15 protein-coding genes are annotated in these 17028 nt (G+C 33.0%); 6 read left to right on the top strand and 9 right to left on the bottom strand.

The genetic code is table 11. The annotated features are described in order from the left end of the window. Nucleotides 1-192: 192 nt before the first annotated feature. The gene (locus QLQ95_RS06210) at nt 193-942 is read right to left on the bottom strand and encodes a uroporphyrinogen-III synthase (protein ID WP_008465120.1); all 750 of its coding nucleotides are present in this window, start codon (nt 940-942) and stop codon (nt 193-195) included. Between the two features lie 14 nt (nt 943-956). After that, nucleotides 957-1625, bottom strand: a complete 669-nt coding sequence (locus QLQ95_RS06205; protein WP_428237752.1) for a DUF4271 domain-containing protein — start codon at nt 1623-1625, stop codon at nt 957-959. A gap of 107 nt (nt 1626-1732) precedes the next feature. Between QLQ95_RS06205 and QLQ95_RS06200 the strand changes: the two genes are divergently transcribed. The 3 genes from QLQ95_RS06200 to QLQ95_RS06190 are packed head-to-tail and all read left to right on the top strand — an operon-like array spanning nt 1733 to nt 4310. Continuing rightward, nucleotides 1733-2458, top strand: coding sequence for a polyprenol monophosphomannose synthase (locus tag QLQ95_RS06200; RefSeq protein ID WP_095928284.1), 726 nt, complete (start codon nt 1733-1735; stop codon nt 2456-2458). Nucleotides 2459-2468: 10 nt separating this feature from the next. Continuing rightward, nucleotides 2469-3809 carry a dihydroorotase gene (locus QLQ95_RS06195; RefSeq protein WP_482503066.1) on the top strand — a complete coding sequence of 447 codons (1341 nt, stop codon included), beginning with the start codon at nt 2469-2471 and terminating at the stop codon, nt 3807-3809. A gap of 9 nt (nt 3810-3818) precedes the next feature. Continuing rightward, the gene (locus tag QLQ95_RS06190; RefSeq protein ID WP_482503064.1) at nt 3819-4310 is read left to right on the top strand and encodes a DUF4296 domain-containing protein; all 492 of its coding nucleotides are present in this window, start codon (nt 3819-3821) and stop codon (nt 4308-4310) included. On the opposite strand, the gene QLQ95_RS06185 is transcribed toward QLQ95_RS06190, so the two are convergent. The 3 genes from QLQ95_RS06185 to QLQ95_RS06175 all read right to left on the bottom strand — a co-directional run bounded on the left by QLQ95_RS06185 (nt 4305) and on the right by QLQ95_RS06175 (nt 8006). After that, the gene (locus tag QLQ95_RS06185; RefSeq protein ID WP_482503063.1) at nt 4305-5306 is read right to left on the bottom strand and encodes an NAD-dependent epimerase/dehydratase family protein; all 1002 of its coding nucleotides are present in this window, start codon (nt 5304-5306) and stop codon (nt 4305-4307) included. The genes QLQ95_RS06190 and QLQ95_RS06185 overlap by 6 nt on opposite strands. A 131-nt stretch (nt 5307-5437) precedes the next feature. Then, a complete protein-coding gene (locus tag QLQ95_RS06180) occupies nt 5438-6673 on the bottom strand; it encodes a porin family protein (protein WP_482503061.1) in 1236 nt (411 codons plus the stop codon). 97 nt (nt 6674-6770) lie between these two features. Continuing rightward, entirely contained in the window at nt 6771-8006 is a 1236-nt protein-coding gene (locus tag QLQ95_RS06175; RefSeq protein ID WP_482503059.1) for an outer membrane beta-barrel protein, read from the bottom strand. A gap of 257 nt (nt 8007-8263) precedes the next feature. Between QLQ95_RS06175 and tyrS the strand changes: the two genes are divergently transcribed. Together tyrS and QLQ95_RS06165 are read left to right on the top strand one after the other, a co-directional pair. Then, nucleotides 8264-9559 (top strand): tyrosine--tRNA ligase, encoded by a 1296-nt coding sequence (gene tyrS, locus QLQ95_RS06170; protein ID WP_482503057.1) that lies wholly within the window; start codon nt 8264-8266, stop codon nt 9557-9559. Between the two features lie 177 nt (nt 9560-9736). Next, nucleotides 9737-10081: a hypothetical protein gene (locus QLQ95_RS06165; RefSeq protein ID WP_428237756.1), complete on the top strand. Its 345-nt coding sequence runs from the start codon at nt 9737-9739 to the stop codon at nt 10079-10081. 66 nt (nt 10082-10147) lie between these two features. On the opposite strand, the gene QLQ95_RS06160 is transcribed toward QLQ95_RS06165, so the two are convergent. The 4 genes from QLQ95_RS06160 to QLQ95_RS06145 form a co-directional block, all read right to left on the bottom strand. Beyond that, entirely contained in the window at nt 10148-11128 is a 981-nt protein-coding gene (locus QLQ95_RS06160) for a LuxE/PaaK family acyltransferase (protein WP_482504054.1), read from the bottom strand. Nucleotides 11129-11249: 121 nt separating this feature from the next. After that, entirely contained in the window at nt 11250-11588 is a 339-nt protein-coding gene (locus tag QLQ95_RS06155; RefSeq protein ID WP_095928275.1) for a T9SS type A sorting domain-containing protein, read from the bottom strand. Nucleotides 11589-11795: 207 nt separating this feature from the next. Next, nucleotides 11796-12983, bottom strand: coding sequence for a hypothetical protein (locus QLQ95_RS06150; protein ID WP_095928274.1), 1188 nt, complete (start codon nt 12981-12983; stop codon nt 11796-11798). Nucleotides 12984-13121: 138 nt separating this feature from the next. After that, entirely contained in the window at nt 13122-15869 is a 2748-nt protein-coding gene (locus tag QLQ95_RS06145) for a TonB-dependent receptor (protein ID WP_095928273.1), read from the bottom strand. A gap of 243 nt (nt 15870-16112) precedes the next feature. Between QLQ95_RS06145 and QLQ95_RS06140 the strand changes: the two genes are divergently transcribed. Continuing rightward, entirely contained in the window at nt 16113-16796 is a 684-nt protein-coding gene (locus QLQ95_RS06140; protein ID WP_008465097.1) for a response regulator transcription factor, read from the top strand. Nucleotides 16797-17028 lie beyond the last annotated feature (232 nt).

Here is a 17028-nt window from a genome sequence, read left to right as displayed (position 1 = left end):
AGAAATCAAATGTAATTAAAATGCTGTAGAAATGGAAATTCCAAATTCTAATTCTAAAATTTTAAATTCAAAACATTGCCCTTTGGTTTCAATCACGGGATACGAATCGAGGAAGCTCCAAAAACAAAAAATCCAAATCCCAGTGATTAGTTGGAATTTGGATTTTCAAATTTGTATATTTTTATTCTTAGGTTATTTTCCTTTGTTGGCTTCTGCTACATATTTTTCTAAAGCCATTGTCATAGAAGGAGTTTCAGGAGTTGGAGCAAGAATGTCAATTCTTAAACCATGATCTAAAGCTTCTTTTTGCGTTGTGCTTCCAAATACGGCAATTCTGGTGTTGTTTTGTTTAAAATCTGGGAAATTCTTAAACAATGATTTGATTCCTGTTGGACTGAAAAAAGCTAAAACATCATAATAAACGTCAGCTAGATCAGATAAATCGCTCATTACAGTTCTGTAGAAAATAGCTTGTGCCCAATCTACTTTTAAACTGTTTAAGGTAACAGGAGCATCTGCATTTAATTGGTCAGATGCAGGAAGTAAAAACTTCTCGTCTTTGTACTTCTTAATTAGCGGAGATAAATCTGCAAAATCTTTTGCTCCAACGTAAATTTTACGTTTTCTGTACACAACATACTTTTGAAGGTAAAACGCAACAGCCTCAGATTGACAAAAATACTTCAATCCTTCAGGAACTTTGTAACGCATTTCATCAGCCACTCTAAAAAAATGATCTACAGCATTTCGACTTGTTAAAATGATCGCAGTGTAATGATTAAGATCGATTTTTTGTAATCGAATCTCTTTTGCGCTAACCCCTTCTACATGAATAAATGGTCTGAAATCAATTTTTATTTTGTGTTTTTGTTGGAGCTCAAAGTAAGGAGAATTCTCCACTTTAGGTTCAGGCTGTGACACCAAAATTGTTTTCACTTTCATATTATAAATATTTACTAAGCACTCCCTTTTGCTATCCAATAATAGAGAAAATAATAAGGGGCTATTTCAAGAGCGCAAAGATACAAAATAAAATAAAATAACTTACCGATTATTACGTTTTGATACGTTTTAATTGAAATAAAGTAAGAGTATACACTAATACACAGGGAAATACCTATGATTGCTAGCGGAATAATCTGCGGAATATTGTTGTAATAGAACAAAATAGCATTGATTGGAAGGATTAAAACGCCAATATAAGTCCTGTAAGTTACTTTTTGTAGGTTAAATAGCTCTACAAAATCGTCAATATTGAATGAAGCAGCTACAATTTTTTCGATTAAATACTTTCCTAAAATGAAATAAAGCAAAAAAGTGGCAATCTGAATAAATAGAACCCAGTCGGTTTTTGAAGCGTAACCAAAAGTATTCATGGTAAGCAGAATAAAAAAGGCAAACGATACAATTTGTACAAAAAATAAACCAACCGTAAAGCTGTTTTTCATGTGGCTGTTGTCGCGATAAATTTTAGCGTATTTATCGGAAAAAATAAGTTTACTAAACTCACTAAATCTTGTTTCGTAAGCAGATTTTGTCATGGCAACAACGGCAAAGGTCACCACAAATAAAAGTGTTGCCCAGTCCTTGTTTTCGATTATTCGAGGATGAAGTTGTTCAATCATAGCGATACAAAATTAGTAATTTTTTGATGCAATACTTTTATTATATATTTATTATGAATCAAATGCTATAAAAAGTTTACTTTTGCGATGAAATTACCGAGAAAAAAATGAATGATAGTATTGTCATAATTCCCACTTATAACGAAATTGAAAACATAGAAAGTATAGTAAGAGCTGTACTTTCGCAGCATAAATCTTTTCATCTGCTGATTATTGATGATAATTCTCCAGATCATACTGCTAAAAAAGTGATCGCTTTACAGGAAGAATTTCCAGGGAAACTTTTTTTAGAACAAAGAACAAAAAAGTCTGGATTAGGAACTGCGTATGTTCATGGCTTTAAATGGGCTTTGGAGCGCGACTATCAATTTATTTTTGAGATGGATGCCGATTTTTCGCATAACCCAAATGATTTAGAAAAATTATACGATGCTTGTCATTTTGGCGGAGCAGATCTTGCAATTGGATCTCGTTATGTAACGGGTGTAAATGTGGTAAACTGGCCTCTTAGCCGAGTTTTGATGTCTTACTTCGCATCTGTTTATGTGAAATTTATCACCGGAATGAAAATTCATGATGCTACTGCAGGTTTTGTTTGTTATAAAAGAGAAGTTTTGGAAAAAATTAATCTGAACAAAATAAAATTTGTCGGATATGCGTTTCAAATCGAGATGAAGTACAGAACCTATTGTGCTAAATTTCAAATTACTGAAGTCCCAATTATTTTTACAGACCGAACAAAAGGAGTTTCTAAAATGAGTAATGCCATTATTAAAGAAGCAATACTTGGAGTAATTTCACTTAGAATAAGAAAATTAGTCAATTCATTATAAACCAACCAAAATGAACAGGATTTTAATAAAGAATGCCAAAATTGTAAACGAAGGGACAATTGTTGAAGGTGATGTTTTAATTGAAAATGATCTGATTGTTGAAATTGCAGACAGCATTTCATTAAAAACTTCAGATTGCATTGTAATCGATGCTGAAGGAAATTATTTAATGCCTGGCGCGATAGACGATCAAGTGCATTTTAGAGAACCAGGTTTAACACATAAAGGAGATATCGAATCGGAATCTCGTGCTGCTGTTGCGGGAGGAATTACTTCTTTTATCGAACAGCCTAATACAGTTCCGAATGCGGTTACTCAGGAAATTTTAGAAGATAAATACCAAATTGCTTCTCAAAAATCATTTGCGAATTACTCGTTTATGATGGGAGCAACAAATGATAACTTGGAAGAAGTTTTAAAAACAAATCCAAAAAATGTTGCTGGGATTAAAATTTTCTTAGGTTCATCTACAGGGAATATGTTGGTTGATAATGAAGCTGTTTTAGAAAAGATTTTTTCAAGCACTCCAATGTTAATTGCAGTTCATTGTGAAGATGAGACTACGATTAAAAATAATCTTGCTGCTTTTAAAGAGCAATATGGAGACGATGTTCCGGTTACGGCACACAATTTAATTAGAAGTGCAGAGGCTTGTTATATTTCTTCTTCAAAAGCAGTAGCTTTGGCTAAAAGAACTGGAGCAAGATTACATATTTTCCATCTTTCAACTGCGAAAGAAATGGAATTGTTTACGAATAAAATTCCATTAGAAGATAAAAAAATTACCGCTGAGGTTTGCGTGCACCATCTTTGGTTTACTGACGAAGACTATAAAACAAAAGGAAATTTCATTAAATGGAATCCTGCAGTTAAAACTGCCGAAGATCGTGCAGAACTTTGGAAAGCTTTAAACGACGGAAGAATTGATGTAATTGCGACAGATCACGCTCCTCATACAAAAGAAGAAAAACAGCAGTCTTATTTGAATGCGCCTTCTGGAGGTCCGCTTGTTCAGCATGCAGTTGTAGCAATGTTCGAAGCGCATCATCAAGGAAAAATTAGTGTGGAGAAAATTGTGGAGAAAATGTGCCACAATCCAGCTAAGATTTTTAAAATTGAAAAAAGAGGTTTTATTAAAGAAGGATACCACGCCGATTTGGTAATCGTAAATCCAAGTTTGCCTTGGAGCGTGAAACCAGAAAACATTTTATACAAATGCGGATGGTCTCCATTTGAAGGTTTTACTTTTAAATCTAGAATCACACATACTTTTGTAAACGGTGAATTGGTTTATAATAACTTTAAAGTAAAAGATACCAGAGCAGGTAAAAGATTATTGTTTGACAGATAAAAAGCAACTATGAAGAATTTTATAGTAATAATATTGGTTATATTTCTTTCTATAAGCTGTAAAAAGGATGTTGTAAAACAGCCTGCAAAGCTTATTGAGAAAGATAAAATGATTGATATTATGTATGATTTGTCTCTTTTGGAAGCAATGAGATATCAGAAACCATTGTCTTTAGATTCTATAGAAAATGATCCGACGAAGTTTATTTTGAAAAAATACAAAGTAGATAGTCTTCAATTTGCTCAAAACAACATGTATTATGCTTCAGATTATGAGAATTATAAAGACATGTTTGATCAAGTGAACAAAAGGATTTCTGTAAACCAGCGAGCGGCAGATTCTTTAGCTAAAATTGATGAGAAAAAAGCAGCTAAGGAAACTAAAAAGAAAGCGCCAGAAGTTTCAAAAGATTCGGTGAAGAAAGTAGCTCCTAAGGTTAATATCGATTCTATAAAAAGAGCTCACATGCAAATGCAAGACAGAAGAAAAAAACGACTATAGTTTAGAGCTGCCTTTAATATATTGATGAATATTAGTAAAAACCGTTCCTAGAGCGGTTTTTATTTTTTCATTGCTATACAGATTTTTTGAGTACGAAGCTTTTGCTGTTGCTTTTGTAATGCTTCTTTTTCTAAAGAATAAAGTAGAAAATATCCCATCAATAATCCACAAGAAATTCATTAGAAAAGGCTTTGCATGAATGTGTGGTCTTTTTGCATTTAAAGCATCAGAAACGGTGTCTAAAAGATCTTTAAAAACAATATTGTCTGAGATAAGCGTGAAGCGTTCGTTTTTTATTTCGCTTTTCATCAATTCAAAACTTATTTTTGCAACATCGTCAACCGAGATAAAACCAGTGCTTCCAAGTGTGTAGAACGGAAGTCCTTTTGAAACTTTTCGATAAATTTCACTACTGCCTTCGTCAAAAATATCCATCATTTTTGGTGGACCTAAAATAACTCCCGGATTTACAATAATAACATTTAAGCCTTCTTGATGCCCACGCCAAACTTCCATTTCGGCACCATATTTAGAAATGGCGTAATCGCTGTGTGGTTTTTCAGGATTCCAATCGGTTTCTTCTGTAATATATGTTTCGTGAGGAGCAATATCGCCTAAAGCGGCAATCGAACTGATATAGCAAAATTTTTGTACTTCTTTGGCAATGGCAAAATTGACCATGTTGGCCGTTCCTTCGATATTGGTTTTTCTAAGGATTTCTTCATCTTTGGGTTCAAACGAAATAAATGCTGCGCAGTGATATACTTGTCTAATATCGATAAAAGCAGTTTCAAGGGAAGGTATGTCTAGAATATCAGCTTCAAGCCAATTGATTTTTTCAAACAAATCTGCTTTTTTATAAAAATCAAAAACCGATTTTGTTTTCTGAATGTTGTTTTGGGTTCTGTAAATTGCCCGAACATTTTCTCCATTTTCAATTAAATGAAGCAATAAATGTGCGCCTACTAAACCAGTTCCTCCAGTTACTAATATCATGTCGTAAAGATACTACTTTTGAATAAATTCAAGCCTAATTTAATAAAACACAATATAAAAAAAGCAGTTAACAGAGGCTTTAGGGTCTGTTAACTGCTTTGATAAATATATAAATAAGACTTTAAAAGCTTTTAAAAAATAGTATAAGCAATTACTAAATCAAGAGTATTGTATTTTGCAGAAAAATTGCGGTAATCTGCCATTAGTTCTTTTTTAGTATTAAACCTTGCCTCAGCACTAATTTTGTTTTTAAAGTTGTATCCAAAGCCAAAAGCTAAATTGGTTCCGGTTTTGCTATCATTACGTATATCTTCATCATATATTATAGTTGCTTTAGTTGCTACATCAAATGCAAAAGCTGCGTTTATGAACAATTTTGAACTTTTGTTAAGGAAAAGATAGTGACGTACTCCTATTGGTACTTGAACCGCGGTATATGAAATATCTACTGTATGATTTTCAACAGGTGATGTTGGGAAAAGACCAGGCAGACTATAAGATTTGTTGTTTTCATATTTTTGATACATAGGGTTTGTAAAAATGCTCCATTTGTTGTTGTTAAATGGAAGTACAAATTCAGCTTCAATTCCTACTTTGAAAAGAGTTTTACTATCTATTTTTGCATTTCTGTATGGAAGAGAAGAGCTAGTTATAGAAAGTGAAGTCGGACTGGCGGCAGCTGTCACCTTTATAAAGTACTGGCTTTTGCTTTCAGTCGATTGTTCCTTTTTCTCTTTTTTCTCGGGAACATTATTATATTTTACAAAGTATTTTGTAAGATCTGATTTGTTGTATGATATACCTTTGATGTCATTATCTGTAATATTAGCAGATCTTACATTTAAGTTTAGCTGCTGCTTATAATAAGTGTTCTCCTTAATATTTTTGCTAGCGTTTTCATTTTGTGTTTCAATGTATCTAAGGTACACAAGCTGTTCAAGAGGCACTTCTTTTGTTTCATAAAAGTATCTGAAAAGATTGGCTTCTCTATAAGAATACAATGACGCTTCGCCCGTAACTAAAACGCGAAGAAAAAGTGTGCTTTCTTCCCAAACTGGTTTTCCTGTTTGTGATATTTTAGATAAGTCATCAGTTGAACGATCTATCTTTACTTTTGCTCTTTTGAAGGCAATACTGTTTCCAATTCCAAATTCAGAAACGTTTGCAATAGTTTCGGTTACATAGTCCTTGTCATTTGGATCTATTTTGTATCTAAAATCGGTTGGGTTGTCTTTCCAGTCTAAGTTTCGGATTAAACATTCTGTTCGATTTCCATTGTTGGAAATAAAGTATCCTTTTTCAAAAGTAACCTGTGCATTGATGAAAGTGCAACAAAGAAAAAGAATAAGTAAAAAAGTTTTTTTCATTATTGTAGTTTTTTTGGGAGGCGAAACTAAAGAAAAAACAAAATACTTCTTTACGGGTTTCCGTAAATTGATTTATTTAACATGTTCCGGATGTGTATTAGAAAATAGAATAAGCAAAAACCAAATCAATTGCTTTATACTCAAGAGAAATAGTATTGAAATCGCCTAATAATTGTTTTTTAGTGTTTGTTCTAATTTCAGCACTAAATTTATTTTTAAAGTTATAACCTGCTCCAAAAGCAAAATTGGATCCTGATTTGCTTTCAAGTTCTACATTTTTATCAAAAGATAAACTTGCTTTGCCATTTATATCAAAAGAATAAGCAGCATTTATAAAAACTTTTGAATTACTATTGATTAGGAAATAATAGCGTAATCCTATAGGCACTTGTATACTAGTGTATTTAACGTCTATATTTCGAGTTGTTGCAGGAGATCCTGTAAAAGGACCTGGTCGGCTATATTGTTTGCTGGTTTGATAATTTTGGTAAACTGGGTTCAAAAATAGGCTCCATTTGTTTTTATTATAAGGCAGGAGATATTCTGCTTCCAAACCTATCTTGAAACTACTCTTACTGTCTAAATTTACATTTTTTAAAGGCGTGTCTCCATCATTCATAGACCCTGAGATAAAGCTAATTCCAGGTGTTATTTTTAAAAGAAAATGATCCTCACTTGTTTTTGATAGTACACCGTTTTTTGTTTTGTTGTCGGTATTATTGTATTTTAGGAAGTATCTTGTAAGGTCAGATTTTTTATATTTTATATTTTCAATATCGCTGTCAGTTGTATTTGCTGATCTTACATTGTTATTTAATTGTTGTTTGTAGTAATTGTTTTCTTTTAAATCTCCTGTTGATTTACCATCTTTTGTTAAGATATATCTTAAGTATACAAGCTGTTCTAATGGAGTGCTTTTTGTTTCATAAAAATATCGGATAAGATTTCCTTCTCTAAATGAATAAAGTGTTGCTTCTCCTTGAACTAACAACCGAAGAAAGAGGTTGTTTTCTTCCCATACGGGTTGTCCAGTTTCTGATAGTTTACCTAAATCATCGCTGGAACGATCCATTTTTACTTTTGCTCTTTTGAAAGTTACAGTATTATCGATTCCAAATTCTTGAACATTTGCAATGGTCTCTGTTTTGGAATCATCACCATCAATTGGGAATTTATATTTGAAATCAGTTGGATTGTTTTTCCAGTCTAAATTTTTTATTAGACATTCCGTTTTTTTTCCGTCATTGGAAATAAAGTATCCTTTTTCAAAAGAAATCTGTGCATTGATAAAAGTGCAACAAAGAAAAAGAAGGATTAAAAAGATTTTTCTCATTTTGGTAGTTTTTTGGGAAGCAAAACTAAAGAAAAAACAAAATACTTCTTTACGTGTTTACGTAAACGGATTTTATTTAATACACTCCGGTCTTCTTTTTAGAAAACAAAGTATCCAAATAAATGCATTTAATATACACTTTGCTTAAATGATTAAATTTTATAGAAATAAAAAACTTTGTGCCTTAGTGTCTTCGTGGCAGACTTTTTTGATATTGCCATTGACATTGATTACATTTGCGCAAATTATTTAAAAAAATGAAGAATCTAGTTGAAGAATTAAAATGGCGCGGGTTGTACCATGATAGTATGCCTGGAACGGAAGAACAATTGCTAAAAGAAGCAACCACTGCCTATATCGGTTTTGATCCAACGGCAGATTCACTGCACATCGGAAGTATGGTTCAGATTATTTTATTGGTTCACTTAAAGAATTTTGGTCACAGACCGATTGCTTTAGTGGGTGGAGCAACAGGAATGATTGGAGATCCTTCTGGTAAATCTGATGAAAGAAACTTGCTTGATGAAGTAGCTTTGGCTAAAAATGTAGCTGGAATCAAAAGTGTTTTGTCTCGTTTCTTGGATTTTAATTCAACCGAAGCAAATGCACCAGTAATGGTGAATAACTACGATTGGATGAAAGAATTCTCTTTTATTGATTTTGCACGTGAAGTTGGAAAAAGAATAACTGTAAATTATATGATGGCTAAAGATTCTGTAAAAAAGAGATTTAGCGGAGAAGGTGAGGGAATGTCTTTTACAGAGTTTACATACCAATTAATTCAAGGTTACGATTTTTATCATTTATATAAAAACAATAATTGCATTCTGCAAATGGGTGGTTCTGACCAATGGGGTAATATTACCACAGGAACAGAATTAGTGCGTAGAATGGGAGGAGAGAATGCTAAAGCGTACGCTTTAACAACACCTCTAATTACAAAAGCGGACGGATCTAAATTTGGAAAATCTGAAGGAGGAAATGTTTGGTTGGATGCTGATAAAACTTCTGTATACAAATTCTACCAATTTTGGGTAAACACAACAGATGTTGATGCAGAGAAATATATTAAAATCTTTACTTTCTTAGATAAAGAAACTATCGATGGATTAATCGAAGAGCACAAAGAGGCTCCTCATTTGAGAGTTTTACAAAAGAAATTGGCAGAAGAAATCACCGTTTTTGTTCATAATAGAGAAGAGTTGGAAAAAGCAATTCAGGCTTCAAATATTTTGTTTGGAAATTCGACTGCAGAAGATTTGAAGAAATTGGATGAAGCGACTTTTTTAGAAGTTTTTGACGGAGTTCCGCAAGCTGAAATCACGAAAACTGATTTAGAAAACGGATTGGATATCATCACGGTTTTAAACGAAAAAACGGGTTTCTTTAAATCAAATGGAGAAGCGAGACGTGCTTTGACAGCAAACTCAATTTCTGTAAATAGAGAAAAAATAAAAGAAGATTTTGTTTTAACAGCAAATGATTTAATTAACGATCAATTTGTGTTGTTGCAAAGCGGAAAGAAAAATTATTTTGTAATTCGCATTGTTTAAAAACGTTTAACTCTTTAATTGGTTAATTGTTTTAATCAATCTGTAAGAATCTTATAAATTAAATATATAAATCCCAATGTTCGGAAAGAATGTTGGGTTTTTTATTTTAATTCGTTGACAATGAAAATTTAAAGTTTTTTTTATTAAGTTTATTCCCTAAAAACTAACAAAACGATTATGATTGGAATTTTACTTATTTATTGGATTTGGAAAGGATATACCAATTTGGCTCTTGAATATGATAAGAACAAATGGGGTTATTTTGGAATTGGAATAGCGTCTTATTATGGAGGTACTCTCGTTTCTGGATTTGTTGTTGGACTTTTAGCTGTTCTTATCAGCGGCGTTGAAAATGTAAACGATGACAGTTTTAGTAATCCAGGATGGAATATACTTTTTGTGCTTTTTGGCGCTTTGGCTTGCTATGGAGTTTACAAGCTATTAGAAAGTAAAGGTGAAAAAGAAAAAGCGCTTCAAAAAAGAGAAGGGATTGAAAGTATCGGTGTAATAGAGGAGAATTAATTTTTTTTGTTTAATTGTTTAATCGATTTTTTGCGATTAAACAAGTCAACGATTAGATTTTTTTTTTTACAAAACCATCAAATTACAGCCACGAATATCAGAATTATCAAAACGTCCCAATACTTCAAAAGAGTTGTTGGGATTTTTTTTGCCTAAATCCTGCGTGGCAATAAAAGAACAGGAATTGATATTGGCTAAATCAATTACATTGATTCCGCCCGTTTTTCCGTATTTCACGTAAGTGAGAGCATCTTCTGGATCTCGAACCAAAATATGCATCCAAGAAGGGCATTCAAAGACACCTTCTCCTAAAGAATAGGCTTGCGCTAAAAGCTCGGTCATTCCGTATTCTGAATGAATAGAAGAAACTCCGAAGCCTTTACAAAGTATTTCATGTAATTCTTCACGAATCATTTCTTTGCGTTTTCCTTTCATTCCTCCAGTTTCCATAATAATGGTATTTTGAAGATTGAATTGGTGTTTTTCGATCAAATCTAATAAAGCGTAAGTTACCCCAATTAGAATTACATTTTGACCTGCTTCGTCCAATTTAAGAAGCTTTTTGATTAAGTCTTCGTGGTTGTGCAAATAAAACCCACTTTCAGGCTGATTAGAGAGTTTTATTAAATCTTCTACCATATAAATTAAAGAAGAGCCTTCGCGTTCTAAATAAGATGGCAAAAGGGCTAAAACAACGTAATCTTCGATATTGCCGTAAAATTGCGAAAATCCTTTGCGGTAACTTTCCTCATATAGGGAAATATCGGTCACTAAATGCCTGCTTGTAATCATTCCAGTTGTTCCACTGCTGGTAAAAGTTACTTGTGTCGGATCTGTATTAGAAACAACATCATGACTTTTGAAAAACTGAATGGGTAAAAAAGGAATTTGCTGCAGTGATTTTACTTGTTGCGGATTAACATTTAAAAAATCACAAAAATCACGATAAACTTTGTTGTTCTCGTGCTGAAAACGAAACACTTTTAATGCTATTTTTTCAAATTGTTTCTGACTTGAGATGGTAAAGATATCGTTGGCTGTGATCAAAACTTTTTTTTGCAAAGATATTGTTTTTTAGTGTTCAGTTGCAGTATTCAGTCACAGTTTTCAGCAAAGTATGTAAACTGAAAACTGCTACTGAAAACTAAAAAAAGCTCCAAAGGAGCTTTTATCTTATAATGAGTTTTCGGGTTGCCGATGCATTTTGTTCGCTTATTTTGATGATATAAACACCTGGCGGTAATTCTGCAACACTTAGCTCTCTTGATACTAAATGAGCTTGCAATACTTTTTTGCCTAAGATGTCAAACACAATAATTTCTTTCTCTAAATCGTTTTTAGATGAGATATAGACTTTTCCGTTTGTAACTGGATTAGGATACAAGCTAAGCCCCTCGATAGAAGTAGATTCTTGAGTTTTTGGTAATTGCTTGCTGTCCTGAGCCGAAACGCTTACAGTGAAGAAAAATGCCAATAAGAAAGTAATATAAAAGTAGTTTTTTGCCATCGCGTGTATTTGATTAATGTAAATATACAAAAAAAATTACAAAAAGTACGCCAAAAAAAAACATCCTAAAGAATTAGGATGTTTTTAACATTATGTTTTCGAAGCGATTAAGAGATTACATTACTTTAGAGGCGATCTACATTACTAAAAAGCAAAAAAAAACACCCTAATAAAGTTAGAGTGTTTTTACTATTTTTTGTTTTCTTATTATAGACCTTTTGTCCATCCAGCAGCCCAAGTTGGAACTCCTGATCCGTTTCCTGCTCCAGTTGCAGTTGTAGATTCTGTGTAAACTTTAGATACATCAGCAGTAAGTTTTCCTGTAGTTGTACCTTTTGATTTAGTAGGAACGTCTTCAAATTTAACGTTAGTAGCTAATAAGTCAGCTCCAACATATGAGATAGTTTCGTCATGTTCTACGTCAAATCCAGTTTTCCAACCTTTTAATACAACGTTATCAAATTTACCTTTTGTACCAACTCTTAATTTGAAAGCTTGAGACTCTGCACTTGTGTCAGTAGATCCGAAACCAATTAAAGTAAGGTTTTTGATAGTTGGGAAAGAAATTGGTGTAGCTAAGTGGTTGTTAGAGTTGTTATCAGCTTCGATACCTCTGTTACCAGCGTTAGTTCTGATTCCGTAGAAGTTTTCTCCTGTTCCACTCCATCCTTCAGTCCAGTCAAATAAATCATCACCTACAGCTGTATTGTCTTTATTAGAAACTACTAAGTGAGATGCATTTACAGTTCCACCAAACCACTCGAATCCGTCGTCAGAGCTTTCGTAAATTTGTACATAATCAATAACAGTTCCGTTTCCAACTCCAAATAAAGAAAGTCCGTTGAATTCTTTGTCACTGCTGTAAGAGAAACCTGGGTACTCAATTCTTAAATATTTAATTGATCCAGAGTTGTCGTTAGCTACAGTTCCACCGTAAGTTAACTCAGAAACTTCAGCACTAGCAGTAGTTCCTTTGTTGATAGGTGCTTTTCCACAAATTACTAAACCACCCCAAGCAGCTGGTTTTTTAGTTTCTGAAGTCATAATAACTGGACTAGCAGCAGTTCCTTGAACGTCGATTTGTCCTCCTTGTGCTACAGCAATATATCTTACTGCTTGTAATTGGTCAGCTGCTACTGCAGTTGCTTCAATGATAACTCCAGGTTTGATTGTAAGTTTAGCAGTGTTTTTAACTACTAATTTCCCTGTTAGTTTATAAGTTCCAGATTCTAATACTACCTCTCCGCTGTTGATTTCTCCTTGTAAGTTATCTCTAACTACTACGAAATCAGATTTTGGTCCCTCGTTTTTGTTGTCATCACTTGAGCAAGAAGTTGTAAGTGTTGCAAGCGATAATGCAGCTAAACCGAAAATTGTTGAAATTGTTTTTTTCATTACTTTTTTAATTAGTTTGTGTTTATGCAAAGATTAGAACTTAAGCTTTAATCAACGTTAAGCCGTTGTCATCTATTTGTTATGTGTTTTTTATTCTAACGTTAAGGAATTGATAACTCAATATTTCCAGTATGTTTCTTAGAATTGGTAGTTCATTCCCAATCCGAATGTCAGACCTTTTTTGTAGTTGAAAACCAAGACGTCTCCACCTGCATTTTCTTGAACTCTTTTGAATTCTGGATTCAATAAGTTTCTTGCTCCAAAATCAATTCCAAAGCTTTTAGTCAATTTTGTTTTTAAAATAAGGTCTAAAGATCCCATTGCTTTGTCAACTAAATTTCCTTTTCCTTCGTTTCCAATTGCGTAAAGCTTATCAGAATAATGGTTGTAAGCAAGAGTTGCCATAATTCCAGAGTCGTTTTTGAAGTTTTTAGTATACGATAAATCAGCATTTAAAATCAAATCTGAAGCTCCTGTAAATCCTGAACTACTATCTGTAGTGTTGATGTTTAATCTTCCATCTGTTTCATTTCTAACTTTTTCCGCATCAATGTCTTGATGTGTTTTCATTAAAGAAGCATTAAATCCAACAGAAAGTTTGTTAGTGTATTCTCCTTCAATTTCAAAAATATTCTTTCTTGCTTCTAACTCAACTCCATATGCGTAACCTGTATCTCCAATATTAACAAAAGAAATATCATTTGTAGAAGAAGCAATAATGATTTGGTTGATTGGGTCCATGATATATTTTCCAAAAGCAGTAACAGATAATAACTCATCGCTTTTTGGGAACATCTCCCATTTTAAATCAAGATTGTAGTTTTGTGAAGGATATAAGCTTGGATTACCAATTACAGATTCCATTACATCTTCATAGATAAACAAAGCACGTTCTTTAAACTGTGGCAATGTGTATGTTTTACTAGCCGCTAAACGAAGATTTTGTTTTTCGTTTAATTCATATTTTAAAACAGCACTTGGTAAAAATTCATTTCTTTCAAAAGTATTTGTTCCTCCACCTGCATCAAGCTGTGTTCTCCAGTTAACTGTTTGAGAGATTCTTTCGTATCTTACGCCAATAACAGAGCTTAATTTGTCAGTGAATTTATATTCGAAATTACCAAAACCTGCGTGTATATCTTGTTTTCCATCATAAGTTTGAGGAGCCATTCCTGCAAAAGATGCAGTTGAGAATAAACCACTTTCGTAATTTGCTTGGTTAAAAAAAGCATCTAAATTGTTTGGATCTACACTTGTGTTTTGACCAGTTTGGCTAATGTTGAAGTTGAATTGAATAGCTTCAAAATCACGTTTTTTAAATCTTCCGTTATAACCTGCAGTGATTTTTCCTTTAGAAGCCCCATCTTGATCTTGTAACTTGTATGAGAAGGCAAGATTGGCGGCTGCTTCATTTTCTGTAAGATCTTGGAAATATCTTTGGTTATCGGTAGTGGTTCTTTGAGCAAGTGTATAAATGTCAGTTGTTGGATTGTAGAACATTTTGTTTTGGGTTCTATCTGGCATATTACCTTTCACAGTATTGTATGAAACACCCCAATCCAAATCAATTTTATCAGTTATTTTGTCATTTCCTAAAAGCTGATTGATCATTACAGTGTTTTGTGTAAACGTACCTCTTTGAACTAAAAGACTTGCATCAGCATTGTCAAAATCACGATCACTTCCAAAATAAGTATCTCTAGTTTGCTCAGATGAGTTAACATACAAGAAGTTGTATCCAATTTTATGGTTTTTGTTCAAACGGTAGTTAGCATTGAACATTCCAGTAGTATTGGTGTTGTACGTAAATTTTTCTTGTTGGAAAGATTTTAATGAAGCACCCTGAGCATTTACACTTTGGCTAAGCCCTTCTCTATACTCGTAACCATTTCCAAAACCTGCAGTAGCAAAAAGGCTTAATTTTCCTTCTTCACCAATGTTGAAAGTTTTACCTGCTTTTAGATTGAAGTTTCCGCCAAAAGGAGATTCTTTTTTAGGATTTAAACTGTTTTCAAAACTAAAACTGGTTAAAGGATTGTTTGGAACTCCGTAAGAAACAAAACCAGATTTGTTTGGGCCTTGTTGTAATAAGAAATTGCTAGAATTTGATACTGCATTAGTGTTAACTTTTGATCCTAATGAGATTTCGAACATTCCTTTTCCGCGGTAATCTTTAGATACTATATCTACATTTCCTCCAGCAAAATCTCCATACATTTTTGCGCCGTATGATTTGTCAATTGAAATGTACTCAACAATGTCAGTTGAGAAAAGATCTAGAGCAATGTTTTTTCTTTGTGGATCATTGGATGGAATTGGCAATCCGTTCATCGAAGTCGAGTTGTAACGATCACCCAATCCTCTTACGTAAACGCTGTTGCTTCCTTCTTGTTTAGAAACTCCAGATGTTTTTGCAACAGCTGCAGCTACATCGCCCACACCTTTTCTAGAAAGTTCCTGCGCGCCAATAGTTTGTTTAATATCTACAGCATTTTTTTGTTCCAAAAGTAATGCAGTTTCTTTTTGTTTGCTTACTGCACTTGCTTGAACGACTACATCTTTAAGAGTATAACTTCCTGCTGAAAGCCCTTGATTAACCGTTACAGTTTCGTTTGCTTTTACAGCTACAGGAGCTTCTACAGATTCATATCCTAAAAAACTAAAAATTAAAGTATAATTTCCAGGATTTACGCTTAAGGAATATTTTCCATCTACGTCCGTATTTACGCTAATATTTGTACCTTTAACTAAAACATTAGCAAATGGTAGCGATGCGTTGTTCATATCTTTGTCAGTCAGAACTCCAGAAATCGTACCTTTGTTTTGCGCGATCGAAATCGTACAGATAAATAATGCAATAAAGAGAAATCTTAAATTGAATTTCATTTTTTTTCAGTGTTGTGTTTGTGTCTTATTATTTTTGTGCAAAGAAAGAACCGCTCTGTGAAGTCCATGTTACCGACTTGTTATGTTTTTGTGTTGTTAAGATTATCAAATTGTTACGAGATTAAATTACGGTTAACACCATTTTTTAAAGGTTCTTTTGTTAGTATATTTACCCTGTGAAATAAGAAATATCGAATGTTTAATGAAGAAGTTTCGATATAAAAATCTCAATTTTTGCTATTTATGAAAAAAACACAAACTAAGATTTTATTAGTTGACGACGAACCAGATATCTTAGAAATCGTTGGCTATAACCTTGCTCAGGAAGGCTATCAGATTGTTACAGCTTCTAATGGAAAAGATGCTATAGCAAAAGCACAGAAAGAGCTGCCAGAATTAATCATTATGGACGTGATGATGGCAGAAATGGACGGAATGGAGGCTTGCGAGCATATTAGAAAAATTCCTGAATTAAATAATGTTATCATAACATTTCTTACAGCAAGAAGCGAAGATTATTCTCAAGTAGCTGGTTTTGATGCAGGTGCCGATGACTATATTACTAAGCCAATTAAACCAAAATTATTGGTCTCAAAAGTAAAGGCGCTGTTAAGAAGGTTAAAAGAACAAGAAGTTGTTACAGATACTTTAAATGTAGGCGGAATCGAGATTAATCGTGAAGAATACAAAATCATAAAAGGCAATGTAGAAATTGCTTTGCCAAGAAAAGAATTCGAATTATTTTATCTATTAGCTTCAAAACCAGGGAAAGTTTTTAAAAGAGACGAAATTCTGGATAAAGTTTGGGGTAATGAAGTTGTGGTTGGAGGTAGAACAATCGATGTTCACATCAGAAAACTGCGCGAAAAAATAGGCGAAGACCTTTTTAAAACCATAAAAGGTGTTGGTTATAAATTTGAGGTTTAGATTTTAAGATGCTAAGGTTCTAAGATACTAAGTTGCTAAGTGATTTTAGAATTTTGGCAAAGATTTAAACCCTTTCAAATTCTTTTAAAAATATTCAATACATTTAAACCATATAAGAATTGAAGCTGTACAATCTTCATTTTCTTATATGGTTTTTGAGTTATTCCTTTTTTGTTTTTTGATTTATTCAAAAGAAAATAACTTAAAAGCAAAGCTTAATTTTCTTAATTTC

This window comes from Flavobacterium sp. B330r (assembly GCF_056824325.1).
The sequence above is the reverse complement of the archived record's forward strand: the minus strand, read 5'-3'. Positions and strand labels throughout refer to the sequence as shown.